This window comes from Streptomyces sp. NPDC059917 (assembly GCF_042730635.1).
In the GTDB taxonomy this organism is placed as follows: Bacteria; Actinomycetota; Actinomycetes; order Streptomycetales; family Streptomycetaceae; genus Streptomyces.
In genome coordinates this window covers 13248-36214 of the sequence record NZ_JBHWLC010000037.1, presented here as the reverse complement: position 1 = coordinate 36214, position 22967 = coordinate 13248, and the positions used below count along the sequence as shown (strand labels likewise).

At 72.2% G+C, this 22967-nt stretch carries 16 protein-coding genes; 13 read left to right on the top strand and 3 right to left on the bottom strand.

All coding sequences use genetic code 11. From position 1 onward, the window contains the following. Positions 1 to 42: 42 nt before the first annotated feature. The 5 genes from ACFWAR_RS21815 (at position 43) to ACFWAR_RS21795 (ending at position 7102) form a co-directional block, all read left to right on the top strand. The gene (locus ACFWAR_RS21815; protein ID WP_385779540.1) at positions 43 to 2262 is read left to right on the top strand and encodes an MMPL family transporter; all 2220 of its coding nucleotides are present in this window, start codon (positions 43 to 45) and stop codon (positions 2260 to 2262) included. Between the two features lie 39 nt (positions 2263 to 2301). Next, positions 2302 to 2856: a GNAT family N-acetyltransferase gene (locus ACFWAR_RS21810; protein WP_385779538.1), complete on the top strand. Its 555-nt coding sequence runs from the start codon at positions 2302 to 2304 to the stop codon at positions 2854 to 2856. Between the two features lie 149 nt (positions 2857 to 3005). Beyond that, positions 3006 to 3599, top strand: a complete 594-nt coding sequence (locus ACFWAR_RS21805) for a hypothetical protein (protein ID WP_385779536.1) — start codon at positions 3006 to 3008, stop codon at positions 3597 to 3599. Between the two features lie 213 nt (positions 3600 to 3812). Then, positions 3813 to 3986, top strand: a complete 174-nt coding sequence (locus tag ACFWAR_RS21800; protein ID WP_385779534.1) for a hypothetical protein — start codon at positions 3813 to 3815, stop codon at positions 3984 to 3986. An 80-nt stretch (positions 3987 to 4066) separates the two neighbouring features. Continuing rightward, the gene (locus ACFWAR_RS21795; RefSeq protein WP_385779532.1) at positions 4067 to 7102 is read left to right on the top strand and encodes an AAA family ATPase; all 3036 of its coding nucleotides are present in this window, start codon (positions 4067 to 4069) and stop codon (positions 7100 to 7102) included. 109 nt (positions 7103 to 7211) lie between these two features. Here the strand turns inward: ACFWAR_RS21795 and ACFWAR_RS21790 are convergent, their stop codons facing one another. Both ACFWAR_RS21790 and ACFWAR_RS21785 read right to left on the bottom strand, forming a co-directional pair. Then, entirely contained in the window at positions 7212 to 8432 is a 1221-nt protein-coding gene (locus ACFWAR_RS21790) for a PQQ-dependent sugar dehydrogenase (RefSeq protein ID WP_385779614.1), read from the bottom strand. Positions 8433 to 8618: 186 nt separating this feature from the next. After that, the gene (locus ACFWAR_RS21785; protein ID WP_385779530.1) at positions 8619 to 9638 is read right to left on the bottom strand and encodes an aldo/keto reductase; all 1020 of its coding nucleotides are present in this window, start codon (positions 9636 to 9638) and stop codon (positions 8619 to 8621) included. Between the two features lie 73 nt (positions 9639 to 9711). On the opposite strand from ACFWAR_RS21785, the gene ACFWAR_RS21780 reads away from it, so the two are divergent. From ACFWAR_RS21780 to ACFWAR_RS21745, 8 genes are all read left to right on the top strand, one after another. Further along, complete coding sequence (locus ACFWAR_RS21780) at positions 9712 to 10659, top strand: 2-hydroxyacid dehydrogenase (protein WP_385779528.1); 948 nt, start codon at positions 9712 to 9714, stop codon at positions 10657 to 10659. Between the two features lie 275 nt (positions 10660 to 10934). Beyond that, positions 10935 to 13946 (top strand): putative bifunctional diguanylate cyclase/phosphodiesterase, encoded by a 3012-nt coding sequence (locus ACFWAR_RS21775; RefSeq protein WP_385779526.1) that lies wholly within the window; start codon positions 10935 to 10937, stop codon positions 13944 to 13946. A 204-nt stretch (positions 13947 to 14150) separates the two neighbouring features. Continuing rightward, positions 14151 to 16040, top strand: coding sequence for an acetolactate synthase large subunit (locus tag ACFWAR_RS21770; RefSeq protein WP_385779524.1), 1890 nt, complete (start codon positions 14151 to 14153; stop codon positions 16038 to 16040). 28 nt (positions 16041 to 16068) lie between these two features. After that, positions 16069 to 16593, top strand: a complete 525-nt coding sequence (ilvN, locus tag ACFWAR_RS21765; protein WP_354380022.1) for an acetolactate synthase small subunit — start codon at positions 16069 to 16071, stop codon at positions 16591 to 16593. 120 nt (positions 16594 to 16713) lie between these two features. Then, on the top strand, positions 16714 to 17715 hold the full coding sequence (gene ilvC, locus ACFWAR_RS21760) for a ketol-acid reductoisomerase (protein ID WP_351048434.1): 1002 nt from the start codon (positions 16714 to 16716) through the stop codon (positions 17713 to 17715). Positions 17716 to 17985: 270 nt separating this feature from the next. Continuing rightward, a complete protein-coding gene (gene serA, locus ACFWAR_RS21755; protein WP_354380024.1) occupies positions 17986 to 19575 on the top strand; it encodes a phosphoglycerate dehydrogenase in 1590 nt (529 codons plus the stop codon). 90 nt (positions 19576 to 19665) lie between these two features. After that, positions 19666 to 20895: a hypothetical protein gene (locus ACFWAR_RS21750; protein ID WP_385779521.1), complete on the top strand. Its 1230-nt coding sequence runs from the start codon at positions 19666 to 19668 to the stop codon at positions 20893 to 20895. Continuing rightward, positions 20879 to 21649 (top strand): hypothetical protein, encoded by a 771-nt coding sequence (locus ACFWAR_RS21745; RefSeq protein ID WP_385779519.1) that lies wholly within the window; start codon positions 20879 to 20881, stop codon positions 21647 to 21649. The genes ACFWAR_RS21750 and ACFWAR_RS21745 overlap by 17 nt, the downstream gene beginning before the upstream one ends. A gap of 1 nt (position 21650) precedes the next feature. Here ACFWAR_RS21745 and ACFWAR_RS21740 read toward each other — a convergent pair whose 3' ends face one another. After that, positions 21651 to 22808 carry a PucR family transcriptional regulator gene (locus ACFWAR_RS21740; protein WP_385779517.1) on the bottom strand — a complete coding sequence of 386 codons (1158 nt, stop codon included), beginning with the start codon at positions 22806 to 22808 and terminating at the stop codon, positions 21651 to 21653. Positions 22809 to 22967 lie beyond the last annotated feature (159 nt).

Genomic DNA, 22967 nt, shown 5'->3' with positions numbered 1-22967 from the left:
TGTTCCCCGGCAAAGGATCCGAACCACCAGGGAGCACGTTCGTTGGCAGCAATCGCACGGTGGTGCATGCGGCACCGCCTCGTCGCCGTCATGCTCTGGCTGTTGGCCTTCGGCGCCACCGCGGCGGCCGCCGCGAGCGCCGGACCCGCCTTCTCCAACGACTACGAAGTCCCCGGCACCGAGTCCGGCAGGGCCCACGCCCTGCTGCGCGAGGGCTTCCACGGCCAGGGCGGTGACACCGACACCATCGTGTGGCGGACCCCGGAGCACGAGAACGCCCGCTCGCCCGAGGTCCAACAGCGCATGAGCCGGGCCCTCGACGCGGTCGCCGCACTGCCCGGAGTCGGCTCGGTCGTCGGCCCGTACGGCCCCGAAGGCGCGGCCCGCATCAGCGCGGACGGGCGCACCGCCTACGCCGTCGTCACCTTCGACCGGCCGGCCGACGCGGTCCCCAAGGCACAGGCCAAGGCGGTCCTGGCCGCCGCGAAGAACCCCGCCACCGAACGCGACGGCCTCCAGGTCGAGCTCGGCGGCCGGGCCATCGGCCTCACCGAGGCCCCCTCGGCCCACCTCGCCGAAGTGCTGGGCGTCGCCGTCGCCGGAGTCGTCCTCTTCCTCGCCTTCGGCTCGCTCGCCGCCAGCCTGCTGCCCCTGGCGACCGCCCTGGTCAGCGTCGGCACCGCGTACTTCGGCATCACCCTGCTCGGGCACGCCATGCCGGTCGCCGACTTCGCCCCGATGCTGGGCACCCTGGTCGGGCTCGGCGTCGGCATCGACTACGCGCTCTTCATCGTCACCCGGCACCGCAAGGGCCTGCGGCGCGGCCTGTCCGTCGACGAGGCCGCCCGCGCCGCCGTCGCCACCACCGGCCGGGCCGTCGTCTTCGCCGGGGCCACCGTCTGCATCGCGCTGCTCGGCATGCTGGTCCTGCGCCTGAACTTCCTCAACGGGGTCGCCCTGGCCGCCTCGCTCACCGTCGTCCTGACGGTCGCCGCCTCGGTCACGCTGCTGCCCGCGCTCCTCTCGTACATCGGCATGCGCGCCCTGTCCCGCCGCGAGCGCCGCAAGCTCGCCGCCGACGGCCCGCAGCCGGAGCCGCCCACCGGCTTCGCCGCCCGCTGGTCCGCCTTCGTGGAACGCCGGCCCAAACTGCTCGGCGCGCTAGCCGCCGCGGTCATGGTCGTCCTGGCGCTGCCCACCCTCTCCCTCCACCTCGGCACCTCCGACCAGGGCAACAACCCGGCCGCCTCCACCACCCGGCAGGCCTACGACCTGCTCGCCGACGGCTTCGGCCCCGGCGTGAACGGCCCGCTCAGCCTCGTCGCCCGGCTCGACGGCCCGGCGGACCGCGTCGCCCTCGACCGCCTCGGCGAGACCCTGCGCACCACCCCCGGCGTCGCGGCCGCGGGACCGGCCGTCTTCAACCGGAGCGGGGACACCGCGGTCCTGACGGTCGTGCCGACCTCCGCCCCGCAGTCGCGGGACACCAGCGACCTGGTCGACCGGTTGCGCCAGGACGTCATCCCGCGCGCCGAGCGCGGCCACACCATGGACGTCCACGTCGGCGGCGTGACGGCGGGCTACGACGACTTCGCCGGAGTCATCATCGGGAAGCTGCCCCTCTTCGTCGGCGTCGTCATCGCCCTCGGCTGCGTCCTGCTCCTCCTCGCCTTCCGGTCCATCGGCATCCCGCTCAAGGCGGCCGCCATGAACGTCGCCGCCGTCGCCTCGTCCTTCGGCGTCGTCGTCGCGGTCTTCCAGTGGGGCTGGGGCAGCGAACTGCTGGGCCTGGGCAGTGCGGGCCCGATCGAACCCTTCCTGCCGGTGATCATGGTCTCCGTCCTCTTCGGGCTGTCCATGGACTACCAGGTCTTCCTGGTCAGCCGGATGTACGAGGAGTGGTTGGAGACCGGTGACAACCGGCGGGCGGTCCGGGTCGGCCTCGCCGAGACCAGCCGCGTGATCAACTCGGCGGCGGTCATCATGATCTCCGTCTTCCTCGCCTTCGTCCTCAGCGGCGACCGGTTGATCGCCATGTTCGGCATCGCCCTCGCCGTCGCCGTCGCCCTCGACGCCTTCGTCCTGCGCACCCTGCTCGTGCCCGCCCTCATGCACATGCTCGGCGGCGCCAACTGGTGGATCCCCGGCTGGCTCGATCGCCGACTGCCCAAGATCAGCATCGAACCTCCCGAGTGCCGCTCCCGTGCGACACTGCCCGCGCAGCGCAGCACGACCGACGAACCGGCTGCCTCGCCCCGCTGACGCGCAGGGCCGGGCACCACAGGAGCCGAAGGAACCCGCATGTTCTCGATACACCTGGCCGACGACGCCCAGCTGTTCCCCCTGGAGATCCGGCACGCCGAAGAGTTCTTCGCACACATGGAGCGCGGCCGCGCGTACATCGGGGAGCACATCGGCTTCCCCGACGCCGCCACCGACCTCGCGTCGGCCCGCACCCTGCTGGGGAACTACGCCCAGAAGGCGGCCACCGACACGGGCCGGCTCTACGGCATCCGGGTCGACGGCACCCTCGTCGGCGGGGTCCTCTTCCGGACCTTCGACGCGGACGGCGGCACCTGCGAGATCGGCTGCTGGCTGGAGCCCGCCGCCGCCGGACGCGGCCTGATCACCAAGGCCTGCGGGGTCCTGATCGACTACGCGTTCCGGGAGCGCGGCATGCACCGCATCGAGTGGCACGCCTCCGCCCTCAACACCAAGAGCCTCGCCGTCGCCCAGCGCCTCGGCATGACCCGCGAGGGCGTCCTGCGCGAGAGCCACCGCCACCGCGGCGTCCTCCAGAACACCGAGATCTGGGCCCTTCTCGCCCACGAATGGGACGCGGCCCGACAGGGCTGAGCCCGCGGACCGGCGCGCCCGTCCGACCGCGGTCGGACGGGTCGCCCGGACCCGCGGACCCGGGCGGCGGACCCCCGCGGGCGCCCCGGCGGACAGCCGCACATGCGGCTCTCAGGAACCTCTCAGATACGCCGCCTACGGTGCCCCGCATGGACACCACGAAGACCCCCGCCCAGAACGCGCCCGAGTCGGACTCCAAGGAGTCGGCCGAGGCCACCGCCACCGCGACCACCGCCACCGATGCCGAGGTCAGCGACATCGCGGACGTGGTCGGCGCCCCCGACGGCGAACTGGACGAGGAGTCCGACGCGTTCCTGGACCAGGACGTCGAGGACCGCCCCACCGGCGTCTTCGCCGCCGCCGCGGCCATCGCCGGCGCCGGTCTCTCCCTCGTGGCCCTCAGCGGCACCTGGGTCGCCCGGGTGATCACCGAGCGCCAGGGCCTCATAGGCCAGATCGATTCGGTCAACGCCACCTCGACCGAGCAGAAGATCCAGGCCCTGTACAGCGACGGCTGGCACATGACCGCCCTCGTCAACGGCGTCTTCTCCACGATCGCCCTCCTCATCGGCATGTTCGTGCTGGTCGGTCCCTCCTTCGGCGCCCCCGGCCGGGTCAACCCGCAGTGGGTCAAGGCCGCCTCCTGGGTCGCCGTCGCGCTCGGCGTCATCGGCGTGCTGATCTTCGGCCTCATGTACTTCGACGTCCTCTTCCCCCTCCCCAAGGCCGCGCCCGCCGCCTAGGCCCCACCCCTGGGCAGCGCCCAGGAGCCACTCCCTAGGCCGCCGGGCGGGCGCGCACCCCGCCTTAGTCCGCCCGGCGCCCCGGGGCCACCCGCCTAAGGCCCCCGACCGCACCGAGATGCGGCATGCGCCCGATGCCCGCGCACCCCCTGGGACGAGATTCTTGGATCACACCGAACGAGGTGTCCGAGAAACAGGACCAGGGAGTACGAGATGTTCGTGTACGAGATCGCCATCGCCCACCGCGACGAGCTCATCCGTGAGGCCGCCGAGTACCGCCAGGTGCGCCTGGCCAAGGCCCGGTTCGGGCGCCGCGCCTTCTCTCTCAAGAAGGCCTCGGAAAGGCCGGTGAGGGAGACCCGCAGCCGGTTCACCCCGGCCGCGTAACCCGCGCCACGCACCACGTGATCTGACACGTGATGAGAAGCGCACCAATATCCGGTGTCACTCCCCAGCAACGCTGTGCGATGCTCGGCGGCGTGGAGACCAGATCTGTCAGCCCGGTGTTCGTCGGCCGCGCCGACGAACTGGCCGTACTCACCGACGCACTGACCCGGGCCGCGGGCCCGGAACCGCAGGCCCTCCTCATCGGGGGCGAGGCCGGGGTCGGCAAGACCCGCCTCACCGAGGAGTTCCTCGCCGAGGCCGAGCGGCGCGGCGCCGTCGTCGCCGTCGGCGGCTGTGTGGAGATAGGGGCGGAGGGTCTTCCCTTCGCCCCCTTCTCCGCCGCCCTGCGCAGCCTGCGCCGCCAGCTCCCCGAGCAGCTGACCGCCGCCGCCGCGGGCCAGGAGGACGAGCTCGCCCGGATCCTCCCCGAACTCGGCGAGACCCCCCGCGGACCGCACGACGAGGAGAGCACCGCCCGGCTCTTCGAGCTGACCGTACGCCTGCTGGAACGCCTCGCCGCCGACCGCACCGTCGTCATCGTCCTGGAAGACCTGCACTGGTCGGACACCTCGACCCGGCACCTCCTCGCCTACCTCCTGCGCACCCTCTCCACCGGCCGGCTCGTCGTCGTCGCCACCTACCGGGCCGACGACATCCACCGCCGCCACCCGCTGCGCCCGCTGCTCGCCGAACTCGACCGGCTGCGCTCCGTCCAGCGCATCGAACTCTCCCGCTTCAACCGCGCCGAAGTACGCCGCCAGCTCGCCGGGATCCTGGCCGCGCCGCCCGAAGAGGCACTGGTCGAGACCGTCTTCGACCGCTCCGACGGCAACGCCTTCTTCGTCGAGGAACTGGTCGCCTGCCGCGAGAGCGGCTGCCGCACCGGCCTCACCGAATCCCTGCGCGACCTGCTGCTCGTGCGCGTCGAGGTACTGCCCGACGCCGCCCAGCGCGTGGTGCGCATCGTCGCCGAAGGCGGCTCCACCGTCGAACACGAGCTCCTCCTCGCCGTCGCCCAGCTGCCCGAGGACGCCCTGATCGAGGCGCTGCGCGCCGCCGTCGGCGCCAACATCCTGCTGGCCAGCGCCGACCGGGACGGCTACCGCTTCCGGCACTCCCTCGTCCGCGAAGCCGTCAGCGACGACCTGCTGCCGGGCGAACGGGCCCGCGTCAACCGCCGCTACGCACAGGCCATGGAGGCTGACGAGAACCTCGTCTGCAGCTCGGAGCGGACCATCCGGCTCGCGAGCTACTGGTACTACGCCAACGATCCGGCCAAGGCCCTGCCCGCCGCGCTGGCCGCCTCCGTTACCGCCCGCCGCCGACACGCCTACTCCGAACAGCTGCGGCTGCTGGACCGGGCCATCGACCTGTGGGAGAGCGCGCCCGCCGAGGTCCGCGCGGAGCTGCGCCCGGCGGACTACACCGAGGTGTACCCGCCCTGCGGCTGCGACCCGGAGACGACCCCGCTGCGCCGCCTCGACCTGCTGGCCGAGGCCACCGTCGCGGCCCGCTTCGGCGGGGAGCGCGATCGCGCCCTGAAGATAACCAAGATGGCCCTGCGGGTGCTGGAGGACGAGGACGACCCGCTGCGCTCCGCCTGGTTCTGGACCGAGCGCTCCAAGCTGGTCGCCAGCCTGGGCCGCGGCGACGGCTGGGCCGAACTGAGCACCGCCCAGGAACTCGTCCAGGGGCTGCCCCCGTCCCACGTGCACGCCGAGGTGCTCTCCCGCGCCGCCGGTTGGGGCATGATCCACAACCCCGGCCTCGACAACATCGCGGCCGCCGAACGCGCCGTCGAGTACGCGCGGATGGTCGGCGCCCAGGAAGTCGAACTGCACTCCCGCATCACCCTGGGCTCCCTGCTCGCGGACGCCGGGGACGTGGCGGGCGGGCTCGCCCTGATGGAGGAGGTCAAGGAACGGGCCGCCGAACTCGGCCTGGCCATGCTCTCGGGTCGTGTTCACATCAATCTCACCTCTCAGCTCGAAAACAACGGCCGCTCGCGGGAAGCGGTGGAACTCGCGGAAGCGGGCGTCCAACTCGTCGGAGCCTCCCGGCTCCTGGATTCCGAGGCCTGGGTCCGCGGCAACATGGCGGAGAGCCTCTACAGCCTCGGCCGCTGGGACGAGGCCACCGAGGCGGCCCAACGCACCCTGCGCGTCAGCCAGAGCGCCGCCCCGCGCGGCATGGCCTCGGCGCGCCTGTCCTACCTCGCCCTGGCCCGCGGCGACGTGGCCGGCGCCGCCGAGTGGCTCGCCGCCGCCCACCAGCACTTCGGCACCCACGACGCCCAGCCCCAGCACCGGATCCCGATGTACCGCCTGGCCGTCGGCCTGGCCGCGCTGGAGGGCCGGATCACCGACGTCCGCACCGAGGTCGCCGAGGCGATCGGCGCCGGATTCCCGCTCGGCCACCACCGCTACGCCTGGCCCCTGCTCCTGGCCGCCGCCTCCGCCGAGGCCGACGCCCGGGGCCTCCCGGCCGCCGCCGCGGGCCACGAGGAGGCCGTACGGACCCTGCGCCGGGCCATGGCCGACCTGGCCGCCCCGGTGCCGCTGTGGGCCGCCCACGCCGACTTCGTCCGCGCCGAACTGCTGCGCGCCGAGGACCGCGACACCCCCGCCGACTGGACCGCCGTCGAGGCCGCGATCGAGCCGCTGGACCGCCCGTACCTGCTGGCCCGGGCCCGCCACCGGGTCGCCGAGTCACTGCTGGCCACGGGCGGCGACCGCGAGCACGCCGCCGCACTCGTGCGCGCGGCCCACGCCACCGCCGAGCAGCTGGGCTCGCTCCGGCTCCGCGACGACCTGGCGCTGCTCGCCCGGCGCGGCCGCCTCCAGCTCACCGCCCCCGACGAGGGCGCCGCCCCGGCCCCCACCGGGCCCGACACCGACCCGGTCGAGAGCCTGGGCCTGACCAGCCGCGAGCGGGACGTGCTGCGCCTGGTCGCGGCGGGCCACAGCAACCGTCAGATCGCCGAGGAGCTCTTCATCTCCCCGAAGACGGCCAGCGTCCACGTCTCGAACATCCTGGCCAAGCTGGGCGTCGCCGGCCGCGGCGAGGCGGCAGCCCTCGCCCACCGCCTGCGCCTGTTCGCCCCCGTCCCCTCCTGAGGCAGCGGCTCCCGGCCCCGGCTCCGGCTCCCGGCCCCGGCGGTCGGGAGCGGCGGGCCCCCGGGATCGGCGGACCCCCCGGGATCGGTGGGCGGCCGGGAGCGGCGGGCTACCGGACCGTCAGGCTCAGGATCCGGTCGTCCCCCGCCTCGGGCGTCCCGCGCCCGTCCGTCTCGCTCGTGACCAGCAGCAGCTTGTCCCCGCCCAGGGGCACCACCGTCCGCAGGCGCCCGTACGCCCCCTGGAGGAAGGCCTCGGGCTCCGCGAGCGCCTTGGTGCCGTCCAGCGGGATCCGCCACAGCCGGGCGCCCTTGAGCCCCGCCATCCAGATCGAGCCCTGTGCGAAGGCGATCCCGCTCGGTGAGGCGTCATCGGTCTTCCACTGGGCCACCGGGTCGATGAGACCGGGCTTGCCCGCCTTCCCCTCGGCATCGGGCCAGCCGTAGTTGCCGCCGGGCTGGATCAGATTCAGCTCGTCCCAGGTGTCCTGGCCGAACTCCGAGGCCCACAGCCGCTTGTCCTTGTCCCAGGCCAGCCCCTGCACATTGCGGTGACCGTAGGAGTAGACGACCGAATCGGCCTCCGGATTCCCGTGCACGGGCTGTCCGTCCGGGGTCATCCGGATGATCTTCCCGCCCAGCGACTTCTTGTCCTGGGCGAGCCCGGTCTCCCCGGTCTCGCCCGTCCCCGCGTAGAGCATCTTGTCCGGGCCGAAGGCGATCCGGCCGCCGTTGTGCACGAGTCCCTTGGGGATCCCCCGGAACACGGTGTCGGGGGCGCCCAGTTGCTGGCCGGGCTGTCTCTGCTCGTCGTACCTGAGCCGGGCGATCCGGTTGTCGGACTCCGTCGTGAAGTACGCGTAGACCAGGTGGTCCGAGGCGTACGAGGGGGACAGGGCCAGGCCGAGCAGCCCGCCCTCGCCGCCCGGGGCCACCCCGGAGACCTTGCCGATCTCCGTCGCCTTGCCCGTCTTCGCGTCGACCCGGGTGATCGTGCCCTTGTCCCGCGAGGCGACCAACAGGTCCCCGCCCGGCAACGGGGCCACGCCCCACGGCGATTCCAGGCCCTTGGCCACCTCGCCGGACACCGTCACCGACCCCTTCGCCGGTGGCCCCGGGGTCGGGGCCCCCGCGGAGGCGGAACCACCCGAAGGGCTCGCCCCCCGCGCCGGTGGCGAGGAACCCGCCGTGGCCCCGGACCCCGGCCCGCCGGCCGGAGCGCACCCGGCCACCACCAACGCCCCGCAGCCGACCAAGGCCACGGCCGCCCACACACCCCGTCCAGCCCCGCTCCGTACCGCCGCGCTCCCTGCCGCGCCGCGGCCCCGCATCGCTCCCGCACCCATCGCCCTGCTCCCTTCGCCTGCCCACTGCCCGTCGATCCTGCCGGTCACCAGTCTCAACAGCCGCCGCCGTCGCCGAAGTTCCACACCTTCGTACACTCGATCGAGTGGGGATGGACGGCTCCGAACGGGGAAGAGGCCGATCGGACGGCCCGGCGGACCACCGCGTCCCGGTCAGTCCCAGGCCCCCACCGCCACCGGCAGCGCCGCGACCTCCTCCAGGTCCAGCGCCGTCAGCCGCACCTCCGCGGCCCCCGCGTTCTCCGCCGCCCAGGACGCCCGCTCCGCCCCCGGCACCGGCACCACCTGCGGCCCCTGGGCCAGTACCCACGCCAGCGCCACCTGGGCCACCGTCGCGGGCCGCCCGCCCGGCCCCTCGTGCCGCCGGGCTATCCGCCGCAGCCCCGCGACCAGCACCTGGTTCGCCGCCATCGCGTCCGCCGTGAACCGCGGGTGCCGGGCCCGCGCGTCCGCCTCCTCGAAGCCCTGCCCCGGCGTCAGCGTCCCGGTCAGGAAGCCGCTGCCCACCGGCATCGCCGCCAGCAGCCCCACCCCGCGCGTCCGGCACCACGGCAGCAGCTGCCAGGCCGCCTCCGGCGACCACACCGACAGCTCCGCCTGCACCGCGCTCACCGGGAACACCTGCTGCATCCGGTCCAGGTGGCGCAGGGTCGCCGTGTAGGCACGGTCCCCGAGCCGCCCCGCCCCGGGCCCCGCGCCCGCCCCCAGCGCGCAGAACCCCAACGCGCGCACCTTGCCTGCCCCGACCAGGTCGGCCATGGCCCCCCAGGTCTCCTCCACCGGCACGTCGGGATCCACCCGGTGCAACTGGTAGAGGTCTATGACGTCGGTCCGCAGCCGGCGCAGCGAGGCGTCGCACGCCCGCCGCACGTACCCGGGCCGCCCGTCGGCCACCACGTGCTGGTCGCCCGCCCGCAGCCCGACCTTGGCCGAGACGAATGCCTCCGCCCGGCGCTCCTGGAGCACCCGCCCCACCAGCAGCTCGTTGGTGTAGGGCCCGTAGATGTCGGCCGTGTCCAGCAGGCTGGCGCCCAGATCCAGCGCTGTGTGCACCGTCCGCAGCGATTCCTCGCTCCGGCGCCCCGAGGCGGCGTACCCCCAGCTCATCGGCATGCAGCCGAGCCCGATGGCACCCACCGTCAGAGCCGATGCCCCGATCGACCTGCGCTCCACTCCTGGGTCCCCCTCCCGGTCCGCCACACAAACTAACGGCTCGACCGGGATCGCTTCGCATAGCCTCGCGATCATGACTTCAAAGACCGAGGACGTCTGGCTGCCCTTCCCCGCCGAGGAGATCGAGGGTCTCCCCGACGCGTACCGCTACCGGCACTGGGACGGCGAGGAGGAGTTCCCGGCCGACCCTGCGGCCTGCGTCTTCTACGTCACCCCCTACATGAAGTCCCCGGAAGTCACCCTGCGCCCGCTCGCGCACATGCCCGACCTGCGCGTGGTGCAGACCCTGACCGCGGGCATCGACCACGTCCTGGGCGGCCTCGACGACCTGCGGCCCGGCGTGCACCTGTGCAACGCCCGCGGCGTCCACGAGGCCAGTACGGCCGAGCTGGCGCTCACCCTCGTCCTCGCCTCCCTGCGCGGGATCCCCGGCATGGTCCGCGGCCAGGACCGCGAGGAGTGGCGCTCGGGCTTCTACGACGCCCTCGCCGACCGGACCGTCCTCGTCGTCGGCTACGGATCGATCGGCGCCGCCATCGAGGACCGGCTCGCCCCCTTCGAGTGCGCGCGGATCATCCGCGTCGCCCGCTCGGCGCGCACCGCCCCGCACGGCCCCGTGCACGCCCTCGCCGACCTGCCGGGGCTGCTGCCGCAGGCCGACGTGGTGATCCTCTCCACCCCGCTCACCGAGGACACCCGGGGGCTCGCGGGGGCCGGGTTCCTGGCCCGTATGCGGGACGGCGCGCTGCTCGTCAACGTCGCGCGCGGAGGGGTCGTGGACACCAACTCCCTGTTGAAGGAAGTGGAGTCGGGGCGGCTGCGGGCGGCCCTCGACGTCACCGACCCCGAACCGCTGCCCCAGGGGCACCCCCTCTGGCATGCTCCGAATGTCCTGATCACCCCTCATGTGGGGGGCAGCAGTTCCGCTTTCGAGCCACGGGCGAAGCGACTGGTGGTCCGCCAGCTCACCGCACTGGCCGCCGGCGAGCCGCTCGCGAACACGGTGCTGACCACGGGCTGAGCCCGCTCCGCGCACCCCGCGTAGTCGCGCGAGCGCGGCGCGTGTCCACAACTCCCCTGGTGGTGACGGAGAGTAGAGCTTCTATGTCCCTGAGTGACGAAAGTGGTGTATCGTCCGGACCAAGGGGCTGCAGCGCGTTGGTCTGGCGCTGGGGAGTGATTCAGACATTTTGGGGGGCGACGGGCGATGTACGGCCAATGGGCGAACGATCCGACGCGGCGCGACCGCCGAAAGCGACGACAGTGCGTGCCGAAACCGGCCACCGGGGCGGACCGGTGAGCGCCCCCGGGGCCCTGCTGACCCGGCCGCCCGCCGTCAGTGGCGGCCGGGGCCTGGCGGCGCAGCTCCTCCTCGCCGTGATCAGCGCCGGCTATGCCGTAGGGGCCGCGGTCGGCTGGGGGACCAAGGAAGCCGCCGAGATCATGGGCGACTTCGGCCTCAGCGGCGCGGGCTTACTGGCCGCGGTCTCCTGCTTCCACTACGCGAGGACCATCGGCCGCCGTGAACGCCCCGCCTGGCTGCTGTTCGCGTTCTCCTCGCTCATGGCGGCCGTCGGCAACCTCGTCTGGGGCTGGTACGAGGTCGTCCTCGGCCAGGACGTGCCGAAACCCTCGGTCGCCGACTTCGCCTTCCTCTGCTTCGCACCGTCCGCGATCGTGGGACTCCTCGTCCTCGCCAAGCGCCCCGTCACCCGGGCCGGATGGGTCTGCCTCGCACTCGACTCCTGGCTGATCGCCGGATCCCTGCTGACCCTGTCCTGGAGCCTGGCCCTCGCGCACGCCGCCCGGACCGCCCAGTCGGGCGCCCTCGGCAGCGTCCCGCGCGCCGCACTGTCCCTGGCCTACCCGCTGCTGGACATCGCGCTCGTCTCCATGGTGCTGGTCCTGCACTTCCGCCGCTCCGCGACCAACCGCTCGGCCGTCAACACGGCCATCGCGGCCCTCGCGCTCACCGTGCTCAGCGACGCCCTCTTCACCTCGCCGCTGTTGAGCGCCCACTACCAGTCCGGCCAGCTGCTCGACGCGGGCTGGTTCGCCGGTTCGCTGCTCCTGGCCTACGCGCCCTGGGGCGCCCGGCGGATGCAGCCGCTCCCCGAGGCACCTCGCCCCGCGCCCGCCCCGCGCCCGCGCCCGCGGCGCGGCGCCGGGGGAGCGGGACGTGCGGCGGCGGCCCGCCGGGGCGCCGCGCACGGCGCCGGCGAGCAGCTCTCCGCGCACGCGCGCGAAGACCGCCCGGTCAGCCGCCCGATCACCGGGTCGCTGCCCGCGCTGACCCCGTACCTCGCCGCCGCCGTGTGCACCCTCGGCATCCTCTACAACGTGATCGAGGGCCGGAAGGTCGACCGCATGGTCGTCTTCACCGGCTGCACCGTCGTGCTCGCCCTGGTCATCCGGCAGGGCATCATGCTCCTCGACAACATCGCGCTGACCCAGGAACTTGCCCAGAAGGAGAACCACTTCCGCTCCCTGGTCCAGGGTTCCAGCGACGTGATCATGATCGCCGCGCCCACCGGGATACTGCGCTACGTCAGCCCCGCCGCCGCCGGGGTCTACGGCCGCGACGCCGAGGAACTGGTCGGCAGCGAGCTCTCCGCCCTCATCCACCCCGAGGACCTCGGCCGGGTGGTCCACGAGGTGCGCCGGTTCCTCGCCGCGCCACCGGCCGAGGAGCCCACCACCCGCATCGAATGCCGCTTCAAGTCCGGCGGCGGCGAGTGGCTCAACGTGGAGTCCACCGTCAACCGGCACCAGGGCGGGCTCATCCTCAACAGCCGGGACGTCACCGAGCGGGTCCGGCTCCAGGCCCAGCTCCAGCACAGCGCCGAGCACGACCCGCTGACCGACCTGCCCAACCGGGCCCTGTTCACCCGCCGGGTCCGCCAGGCCCTCACCGGCCGCCGGGCCGGGGACCACAGCACCGCGGTGCTCTTCATCGACCTGGACGGCTTCAAGGCCGTGAACGACACCATCGGCCACCAGGCGGGCGACGAACTGCTCGTCGAGGCCGCCCGCCGCCTCCAGGACTCCGTCCGGGCCGGTGACACCGCGGCCCGGCTCGGCGGGGACGAGTTCGCCGCCCTGATCCTCGGCGACGGCAACCGGGACCGCTCCGCCCGCGAGTACCAGGTCCACGAGATCGCCGACCGCCTGCGGACCACGCTCTCCCAGCCCTACCGGATCGCGGGCAGCGAGGTCCGGGTCGCCGCCAGCATCGGCGTGGCCTTCGCCGACCCCGGCATCACCCCTTCGGACCTGATGCGCAATGCGGATCTGGCCATGTACCGGGCGAAGGCCGGCGGCAAGAACCGGGTGGAGCTGTACGCGCCCCAGATGCAGGCCGAGGTGGTCCGCAAGGCGGAGCTGGCCGGGCGGCTGCGCACCGCGCTCCACGAGGGCGAGTTCGCGCTGCTCCACCAGCCCGTCGTCTGCCTCGGCAACGGCGCGGTCACGGCGGTGGCCGCGCAGGCCCGCTGGCGGTCGGCCCAGGGGATCCTCTTCACCCCCGCGGAATTCCTCCGGGTGGCCGAGTACAGCGAGGGCGCGGCGGGCCCCGGCGGGGCCGCGGGACCGGCCGGGACCGCCGCGCCGGACGCCACCCGGACCGCCGAGCTGAGCCGCTGGCTGCTGGAGGAGGCGGTGGACCAGGCGGCCGACCGCCACCGCTCCGGGCACGACGTACCGGTGGCCGTCCGGATGACCGCCCAGCGGCTCCTGGACCGGTCGATGCCGGGCGGCTCGGTGGAATCCCTGCTGACCCGCTACGGGCTGCCGCCCGACGCGTTGGTGATCGAGCTGGCGGACAGCGACCCCAGAGTCCCCTTCGACGAGCTGGAGCGCCGCCTGACGGCCTTGCGGCGGCTCGGCGTCCGAATCGCCCTGGACGGCTTCGGCAGCGGTTACGCGGCCATCAGCGCCCTCCGCAGGCTCCCCGTCGACGTGCTCAAGCTGGACCGGGGCCTGGTCGAAGGTGTGGTCGAATCGCCCAGGCTGCACAAGATCACCGCAGGTCTGTTGCGGATCGCAAACGATCTGGGAATGCAGTCGGTGGCCGACGGGGTGGACCTCCCCGAGCAGCTCATGGCGCTGCGCGCGATGGGCTGCACACACGGCCAGGGGATGGCCTTCTCCGGGCCTCTCGATGAGTACCGGCTGCGCCGCGCGCTCGTGCGCGGTACGTTCCCTGTACCGGGCGCGGCGGTTCATCCCGCCTTGGCCGGCGGGTCCCTCGGGGGCTCGATGGCCGTCCATAGGGGCTCAAATAATGAGACGCCCGTCCCACCCGCTTGACATCGACCTCCCGCCGGAGGGAGGGTCAGTGCCATGCGCACCCGAATTCTCGTACTTGGAAAGCGCGTCGGCTGAAGCAGGGTCAATCATGCCCCCGCTCACTGCACCCGACGCGCTCCCCTCGCTTGCCTCCCGGCACGAGGGGTTTTTTGTTGCACTGGCACACACCGAACCCTCGCAAAAACCCTCAGCTTCGAGAAGAGAATGCCGATGACCGAGCAGGCCACCGGGGCCCACCATCCGCAGCCGCGGGCCCGTAACGGCGGATCCCACACCGCCGCAGTTGAGCACGTCACGGGTGCGCAGTCCCTCATCCGCTCTCTCGAAGAGGTGGGGTGCGACACCGTCTTCGGCATTCCGGGCGGCGCCATCCTCCCCGCGTACGACCCGATGATGGACAGCCGCAAGGTCCGTCACATCCTGGTCCGCCACGAGCAGGGCGCCGGTCACGCCGCCACCGGATACGCGCAGGCCACCGGCAAGGTCGGCGTCTGCATGGCGACCTCCGGGCCCGGCGCCACCAACCTCGTCACCCCGATCGCCGACGCGCACATGGACTCCGTGCCGCTGGTCGCGATCACCGGTCAGGTCTCCTCCAAGGCGATCGGCACCGACGCCTTCCAGGAGGCGGACATCGTCGGCATCACGATGCCGATCACCAAGCACAACTTCCTGGTCACCAAGGCCGAGGACATCCCGCGCACGATCGCCGAGGCGTTCCACATCGCCTCCACCGGCCGCCCGGGACCGGTCCTGGTCGACATCGCCAAGGACGCCCTCCAGGCGAAGACCACCTTCAGCTGGCCGCCGCACCAGGACCTCCCGGGCTACCGGCCGGTCACCAAGCCGCACGCCAAGCAGATCCGCGAGGCCGCCAAGCTCATCTGTCAGGCCAAGCGCCCGGTCCTGTACGTCGGCGGCGGCGTCATGAAGTCCGGCGCCACCGCCGAACTGAAGGTCCTGGCCGAGCTGACCGGCGTCCCGGTCACCACCACCCTGATGGCGCTCGGCTCCTTCCCCGACAGCCACCCGCTGCACGTGGGCATGCCCGGCATGCACGGCGCCGTCACCGCGGTCACCGCGCTGCAGAAGGCGGACCTGCTGATCGCGCTGGGCACCCGCTTCGACGACCGCGTGACCGGCAAGCTGGACAGCTTCGCCCCCTTCGCGAAGATCATCCACGCGGACATCGACCCGGCCGAGATCGGCAAGAACCGGGCCGTCGACGTCCCGATCGTCGGCGACGCCCGCGAGGTCATCGCCGACCTGGTCCAGGCCGTCCAGTCCGAGCACACCGACGGCCACGCGGGCGACTACACCGCCTGGTGGAAGGACCTCAACCGCTGGCGCGAGACCTACCCGCTGGGCTACGACCTGCCCGAGGACGGCATGCTCTCGCCGCAGCAGGTCATCGAGCGGATCGGCGCGCTCGCGCCGAAGAGCACGATCTTCGCGGCGGGCGTCGGCCAGCACCAGATGTGGGCCTCGCACTTCGTCAACTACGAGGAGCCCCGCACCTGGCTGAACTCCGGCGGCGCCGGAACCATGGGCTACGCGGTCCCGGCCGCGATGGGCGCCAAGGTCGGCATGCCGGAGCGCACGGTCTGGGCGATCGACGGTGACGGCTGCTTCCAGATGACCAATCAGGAACTGGTCACCTGCGCGCTGAACAACATCCCGATCAAGGTCGCGATCATCAACAACGGCGCCCTGGGCATGGTCCGCCAGTGGCAGACGCTGTTCTACAACCAGCGCTACTCCAACACCGTCCTGCACGCCGACGAGACCGGCCAGGGCACCGCGGTCGGCTCGCAGCTCGGCGAGTCCAGCGCCCCCCGCAAGGGCACCCGCGTCCCGGACTTCGTCAAGCTGTCCGAGGCCATGGGCTGCGTGGCGCTGCGTTGCGAGGACCCGGCCGACCTGGACAAGGTCATCGCCGAGGCCAACGCGATCAACGACCGTACGGTGGTCATCGACTTCATCGTCCACGAGGACGCCATGGTGTGGCCGATGGTCGCCGCCGGCACCTCGAACGACGAGGTCCTGGCCGCCCGGGGCGTCCGTCCCGACTTCGGCGACAACGAAGACGACTGAGCGAAGAGCGAAAGAGAGAACGACCGACATGTCCAAGCACACGCTCTCCGTCCTGGTCGAGAACACGCCCGGCATCCTCGCCCGGATCGCCGCGCTGTTCTCCCGCCGCGGGTTCAACATCGACTCGCTGGCGGTCGGTGTCACGGAGCACCCCGACATCTCCCGCATCACCATCGTCGTCAACGTCGAGGACCTGCCGCTCGAGCAGGTGACCAAGCAGCTCAACAAGCTGGTCAACGTGCTCAAGATCGTCGAGCTGGAGCAGCACCACGCGATCGAGCGCGAGCTCGTCCTGGTGAAGGTCCGCGCCGACAACGAGACCCGCTCGCAGATCGTCGAGATCGTGCAGCTGTTCCGCGCCAAGACGGTCGACGTCTCCCCGGATGCCGTCACCATCGAGGCGACCGGCGGCACGGACAAGCTCGGCGCGATGCTGAAGATGCTGGAGCCCTTCGGCATCAAGGAACTCGTGCAGTCCGGCACGATCGCCATAGGGCGTGGCGGCCGGTCCATCACGGACCGCAGCCTGCGCGCGCTCGACCGCAGCGCCTGAGCCGTTCTTCCCCCTCGCCCGGCGACAGAGCCCTCTGCTCGCATAGCGAGACTTGAAACCTGATATTCCGTTCCCCGCCGTACGGTGGGAGCAACACCAGCGCACCAAGGAGATATCCCAGTGGCCGAGCTGTTCTACGAGAACGACGCCGACCTGTCCATCATCCAGGGCCGCAAGGTCGCGGTCATTGGCTACGGCAGCCAGGGCCACGCCCACGCGCTGTCCCTGCGCGACTCCGGTGTCGACGTCCGCGTCGGCCTCCAGGAGGGCTCCAAGTCCAAGGCCAAGGCCGAGGAGCAGGGCCTGACGGTCGTCTCCGTTGCCGAGGCCTCGGCCTGGGCCGACGTCATCATGATCCTCACCCCGGACCCGATCCAGGCCGAGGTCTACGAGGCGTCCATCAAGGACAACCTGAAGGCCGGCGACGCGCTCTTCTTCGGTCACGGCTTCAACATCCGCTACGGCTTCATCCAGCCGCCGGCGGACGTGGACGTCGCCCTCGTCGCCCCGAAGGGCCCGGGCCACCTGGTCCGTCGCCAGTACGAAGAGGGCCGCGGCGTTCCGTGTATCGCGGCGGTCGAGCAGGACGCGACCGGCAAGGCCTTCGACCTGGCCCTGTCCTACGCGGCCGGCATCGGCGGCACCCGCGCCGGCGTCATCAAGACCACCTTCACCGAGGAGACCGAGACCGACCTGTTCGGTGAGCAGGCCGTCCTCTGCGGTGGCGCCTCCGCCCTGGTCAAGGCCGGTTTCGAGACCCTGACCGAGGCCGGTTACCAGCCGGAGATCGCGTACTTCGAGTGCCTCCACGAGCTGAAGCTCATCGTGGACCTCATGTACGAGGGCGGCCTGGAGAAGATGCGCTGGTCGGTCTCCGAGACCGCCGAGTGGGGCGACTACATCACCGGCCCGCGCGTCATCACCGACGCCACCAAGGCCGAGATGAAGAAGGTCCTCGCCGAGATCCAGGACGGCACCTTCGCCAACAACTGGATGGCCGAGTACAAGGCCGGTCTGCCGAAGTACAACGAGTACAAGAAGGCCGACGAGGAGCACCTGCTCGAGACGACCGGCAAGAAGCTGCGCAAGCTGATGAGCTGGGTCGACAACGACGAGAGCTGAGCCGTTCGCGGCGGGGCCGGGACGCACCGTTCCGGCCCCGCCGCGTACCCGCACCACCGGATTCCGGCCTTCCGGGTACGTGCCTTGTCCACCCCGTCCAACCACGGACGGGTGATCCTTCCGGACAGGCGGAAAAGCGGTCCCGCAACGCGATTACACTGCTCAACACAACGCGTCAGGCCCACAGTGTCGTGCGTCTTCCACGCGGCTACCCCCTCCACGCCTGCGGCCGTCGGGACGGCCGTCCGCACTGGACTTGTGAGGACCCACGTGAGCTCGAAACCTGTCGTACTCATCGCCGAAGAGCTGTCGCCCGCCACCGTCGAGGCTCTCGGCCCCGACTTCGAGATCCGGCACTGCAACGGCGCCGATCGCGCGGAGCTGCTGCCCGCCATCGTCGACGCCGACGCGATCCTGGTGCGCTCCGCCACCAAGGTCGATGCCGAGGCCATCGCCGCCGCGAAGAAGCTGAGGGTCGTCGCCCGCGCGGGCGTCGGTCTGGACAACGTCGACGTCTCGTCCGCCACCAAGGCCGGCGTGATGGTCGTGAACGCTCCGACCTCCAACATCGTCACCGCCGCCGAGCTGGCCTGTGGTCTGCTCGTCGCCACCGCGCGCAACATCCCGCAGGCCAACACCGCTCTGAAGAACGGCGAGTGGAAGCGGAACAAGTACACCGGTGTCGAGCTGAGCGAGAAGACCCTCGGTGTCGTCGGCCTCGGCCGCATCGGCGTCCTGGTCGCCCAGCGCATGTCGGCCTTCGGCATGAAGATCGTCGCCTACGACCCCTACGTACAGCCCGCGCGCGCCGCCCAGATGGGCGTCAAGATGCTGACGCTGGACGAGCTGCTGGAGGTCGCCGACTTCATCACCGTGCACCTGCCCAAGACCCCGGAGACCCTCGGTCTCATCGGTGACGAGGCTCTGCACAAGGTGAAGCCGTCGGTCCGCATCGTCAACGCCGCCCGCGGCGGGATCGTGGACGAGGCCGCGCTGTACTCCGCCATCAAGGAGGGCCGCGTCGCCGGCGCCGGTCTCGACGTGTACGCGAAGGAACCCTGCACGGATTCCCCGCTGTTCGAGCTGGACCAGGTCGTCTGCACCCCGCACCTCGGCGCGTCCACGGACGAGGCCCAGGAGAAGGCCGGCATCGCGGTCGCCAAGTCGGTGCGCCTCGCCCTCGCCGGCGAGCTCGTCCCCGACGCGGTCAACGTGCAGGGCGGGGTCATCGCCGAGGACGTGCGTCCCGGCCTGCCGCTCGCCGAGAAGCTCGGCCGCATCTTCACCGCCCTTGCGGGCGAGGTCGCGGTCCGCCTCGACGTCGAGGTCTGCGGCGAGATCACCCAGCACGACGTGAAGGTGCTCGAACTCTCCGCGCTCAAGGGCGTGTTCGAGGACGTCGTCGACGAGACGGTCTCCTACGTCAACGCGCCCCTGTTCGCCCAGGAGCGCGGTGTCGAGGTGCGCCTGACCACCTCCTCGGAGTCCCCGGACCACCGCAACGTGGTCACCGTGCGCGGCACCCTGTCGGACGGTCAGGAGATCTCGGTCTCCGGCACCCTCGCCGGTCCCAAGCACCTGCAGAAGATCGTCGGCATCGGCGAGTACGACGTGGACCTCTCGCTCGCCGACCATATGGTCGTCCTGCGCTACACCGACCGCCCCGGCGTGGTCGGCGCGGTCGGCCGACTGCTGGGCGAAGGCGGCCTGAACATCGCGGGCATGCAGGTCGCCCGTGCCGAGGAGGGCGGCGAGGCGCTCGGTGTGCTCACCGTGGACGCCGAGGTGCCGGTGGAGGTCCTCGCGGCCATCTCCGAGGAGATCGGCGCGGTCTCCGCCCGCTCCGTCAACCTGGGCTGACCGCAGCACCGCACGAACGTGTGAAACAAGGGCCCGGGGTCGCTCCCGGGCCCTTGTTCCGTAAAAGGACCGAAGGGCAGGGGGCGTCCCATGGACACGGCAGGTCTGGCGGAAGCCCGCATCGACGACACGGGCAACGTCCTGGTCGCGCCCGCGGCCCTGCGGGACGACGACGCGGTCAAGGGCTTCTTCGGGAGCACGATCACGCCGCGGGAACTCGGTTCCGGTGCGGTCGACCTCGCGGGCAAGACCGTCTACCTGTGCGGCGACGCGTCCGGGATCGACGGCCGCCGACTGGGCGAGGCCGCCCGGGTGTTCGTCGTACGGGAGCTGTCGCACGGGTACCGCGAGGACTCCGACGCGCCGTGGCCCGTCGTGGACCTCGGCCGGGTCCCCCTGCGCGTGCACGGCGTCGGCGCGTACTACCGCCGCTTCTTCCGTCCCGGCGACGACCACTTCGGGCGGATCCGCGCGGAGCACGCGTTCCAGTCCCTGACGGAGTCCACCAAGCCCGGAACGGCCCATCGCAGCGGCATCTATCTGACGCCCGTCACGCGCGACGGCGACGCACTGCACTTCCGCCTGCTGCGGTGCTCCACGAACCTCTCGGGGCCGACCGAGGGCTTCGGGCCGACCGACGCGCACATCGTCGACGCCCTGAACCGCGAGGCCGCCTCCGTCTTCCGCGACCAGGCACCGCTGAACCACGTCCTCGCCCAGATCTACCACAACACCCGTGCCACGGACGGGCGCAAGCAGTCCAAGGCCAAGATCTCGGCCCATGCCGACAAGACCAAGGACATGCCCGGCAACGGGATCATGGCCTTCTGCACCTTCTACGACCGGGTCGACGGGCTCCAGCCCCTCGCCGCCGACGCCTTCGACCGCGGGGTGAAGGGCGTCAGCGGGCTGACCACCCTCCGCTTCCGCCTCAAGGAGCCGACCGGAGAACTCGACGGGGACGCCTTCCCCCAGCAGTTCAGCCTGACCCTCCATCCCGGCTCCGTGTTCTTCATGCCGCTGTCCACCAACCGGCTGTACACGCACGAGATCAGGCCCTCGGCCCTGGCGCCCGATCTGCTCCCGACCCGACTGGGCTACGTGGTGCGCTGTTCCGGCGCCGAGGCCGTCCACGAGAACGGCCGTACCTTCCTCAAGGCGCCCGGGGGCCCGGTGGAGCTCGGGCCCCCCACCCAGGCCGGGCTGGACGAGCTGCGCAGGCTGTACGCCGAGGAGAACAGGAGCGCGGCCCGCGTCGACTACGGCGACGCGTTCTCCTTCAGCATGAACACGGGGGACTACCTTGCCCCCCGAGCCTAGGATCTCCGACGCGGTCCGCTCGTACCTCGTGCCGACCGAGGAGGACCTCTTCGCGGAGCTGTCCGCATCGGCTCGCTGGGAGGACGTGGGCAAGGGCCGGCGCGGCGCCGTGCTCGTCAGGACCGACGCGGCCGGCGGGGTGCCCCTGGTGCGCACCACCACGTCGTACCGGGTGCCGGCGCAGCGCTTCCGGGCCGTGCACGACCGGCTCGCGGAGCGGATCCGGGAACGCGCGGCGCTGCCGGTCGGTTTCAACAACGCCCTCATGGAGCGCTACACGAACGCCTACACGACCATGGGCAGCCATAGCGACCAGGCCCTCGACCTGGCCGACGGGTCCTTCATCGCGGTCTTCTCCTGCTACCGCCATCCCGGAGCGGACCCGTCGCGGAGGCTGATCTTCGAGTCGAAGGGGCCCGGGGGAGAGCGGTTCGAGATTCCCCTCGCCCACCACGGCGTCGTCGTGTTCTCCGTCGACGCGAACCGGCGGCTCAAGCACAAGATCGTGCTGGACGCCCCGGCCCGGGCGGCGGACGACGAATGGCTGGGCGTCACCTTCCGCACGTCGAAGACCTTCGTCCGGTTCCGCGACGGGCACGCGTACCTCCCGCAGGGAGCGCGCCTGGTGCCGGCCGGGGACGAGGAGCGCCGCGCGTTCTACCGCATGCGGCGCCGGGAGAACACGGAACCGGACTTCGTCTACCCCCCGCTGGCCCACACCGTCAGCGAGAGCGATCTGCTGGCGCCCGACTGACTCAGCCGTGCAGCCGGGAGGCCTTCAGGGCCATGTGGAGCAACAGCCGGTCCTCGCCCGCGTCGAGGTCCAGACCGGTCAGCTTCTCCACCCGGGCCAGCCGGTAGTACAGGGTCTGGCGGTGGATGCCCAGGGCCGCCGCCGTCCGGCCCGCCTGACCGGCGCAGTCGAGGTACACCTCCGCCGTACGGGCCAACTCGGCGTGGGCCGGTGCCAGCAGGGCGCGGGTCGCCGGGTCGTCCCTGGCCAGCTCCGGGGCCTCGGCCAGGGCCGCCAGCATCCGGTACGGGCCGATCTGCGACCACTGGGCCACGGGCCCCAGCCCGGGCTGGGCCGCCGCCGCCCGGGCCGCGGCCACCGCCTGCTCCCAGGCGTCCGGGAGCCCGGCCAGGCCGGTCCGGGGCAGCCCGACCCCGGCGGTCGCGGTCCCGGCCAGCAGCCGGGTCGCCGTCGTGAGCGCCGGGGTCGGCTGGTCCGCGGTCCGCAGCCGCACCAGCACCGCCAGCGCGAACCCGGAGGGCCCCTCGCCGCCGTCCCCGCCGGTCCGGGGGACCAGGCAGACGGCCGCCGCGCCCGGCACCGACGGCGGGGCCTGCCCGCTCCAGGGCGCCACGCAGACCACCGCGTGCGGCCCCTCCGCGCCCGGCCCCAGGGCCACCCGCAGGGCGGCCACCGCCATGTCCCGCTGCCAGCCGCGCCCGGCGGTGACCAGCGCGCGGAACTCGCGGGACAGGTCGGCCCCCGCCTTCGCCTCCTCGGCCATCAGGACGCCGATCCGCTCGGCCACCTCCATCGCCGCGGCCAGCTGCTCCGGCCCGGGCCCGGGCTCGGCGTCCAGGAGCCACACGTAGCCCTGGGCGATGCCCCGGTAGCGCACGGGCAGGCAGATCCGGCCGCGGAAGACCCCGGCCTCGGGCGCCGCGGGGATCCGGACGGGCGCGGTGGCCCGGGTGATGCCGAACCCCTCGAACCAGGCCCGTACGGCCGCCGTCGACTGGCGGGTCAGGATCGAGCGGGTCCGTACCGGGTCCATGGCGAGGTCGTCCTCGCTGTCGTGCGCGCCGAAGGCGATGAGGCGGAAGTCCCGGTTCTCCAGCGTCGCCGGGGCGCCGAGCAGCGCGGAGATCTCGTCCACCAGGTCCTGGTAATCGCCTTTCACCCGGACATTCTCCCACCCTCCCGTTCATGTTTCAGACATATGTATGAGATCGCGGCAACGGATGCGTGACAGCTGTCGATGGCAGAGGATCGAGGCGATCTCTAGGTTTCACGGTGGTCTTACTTGCGATTCTTTTACTTCTGCCACCCGTTGGAGGTG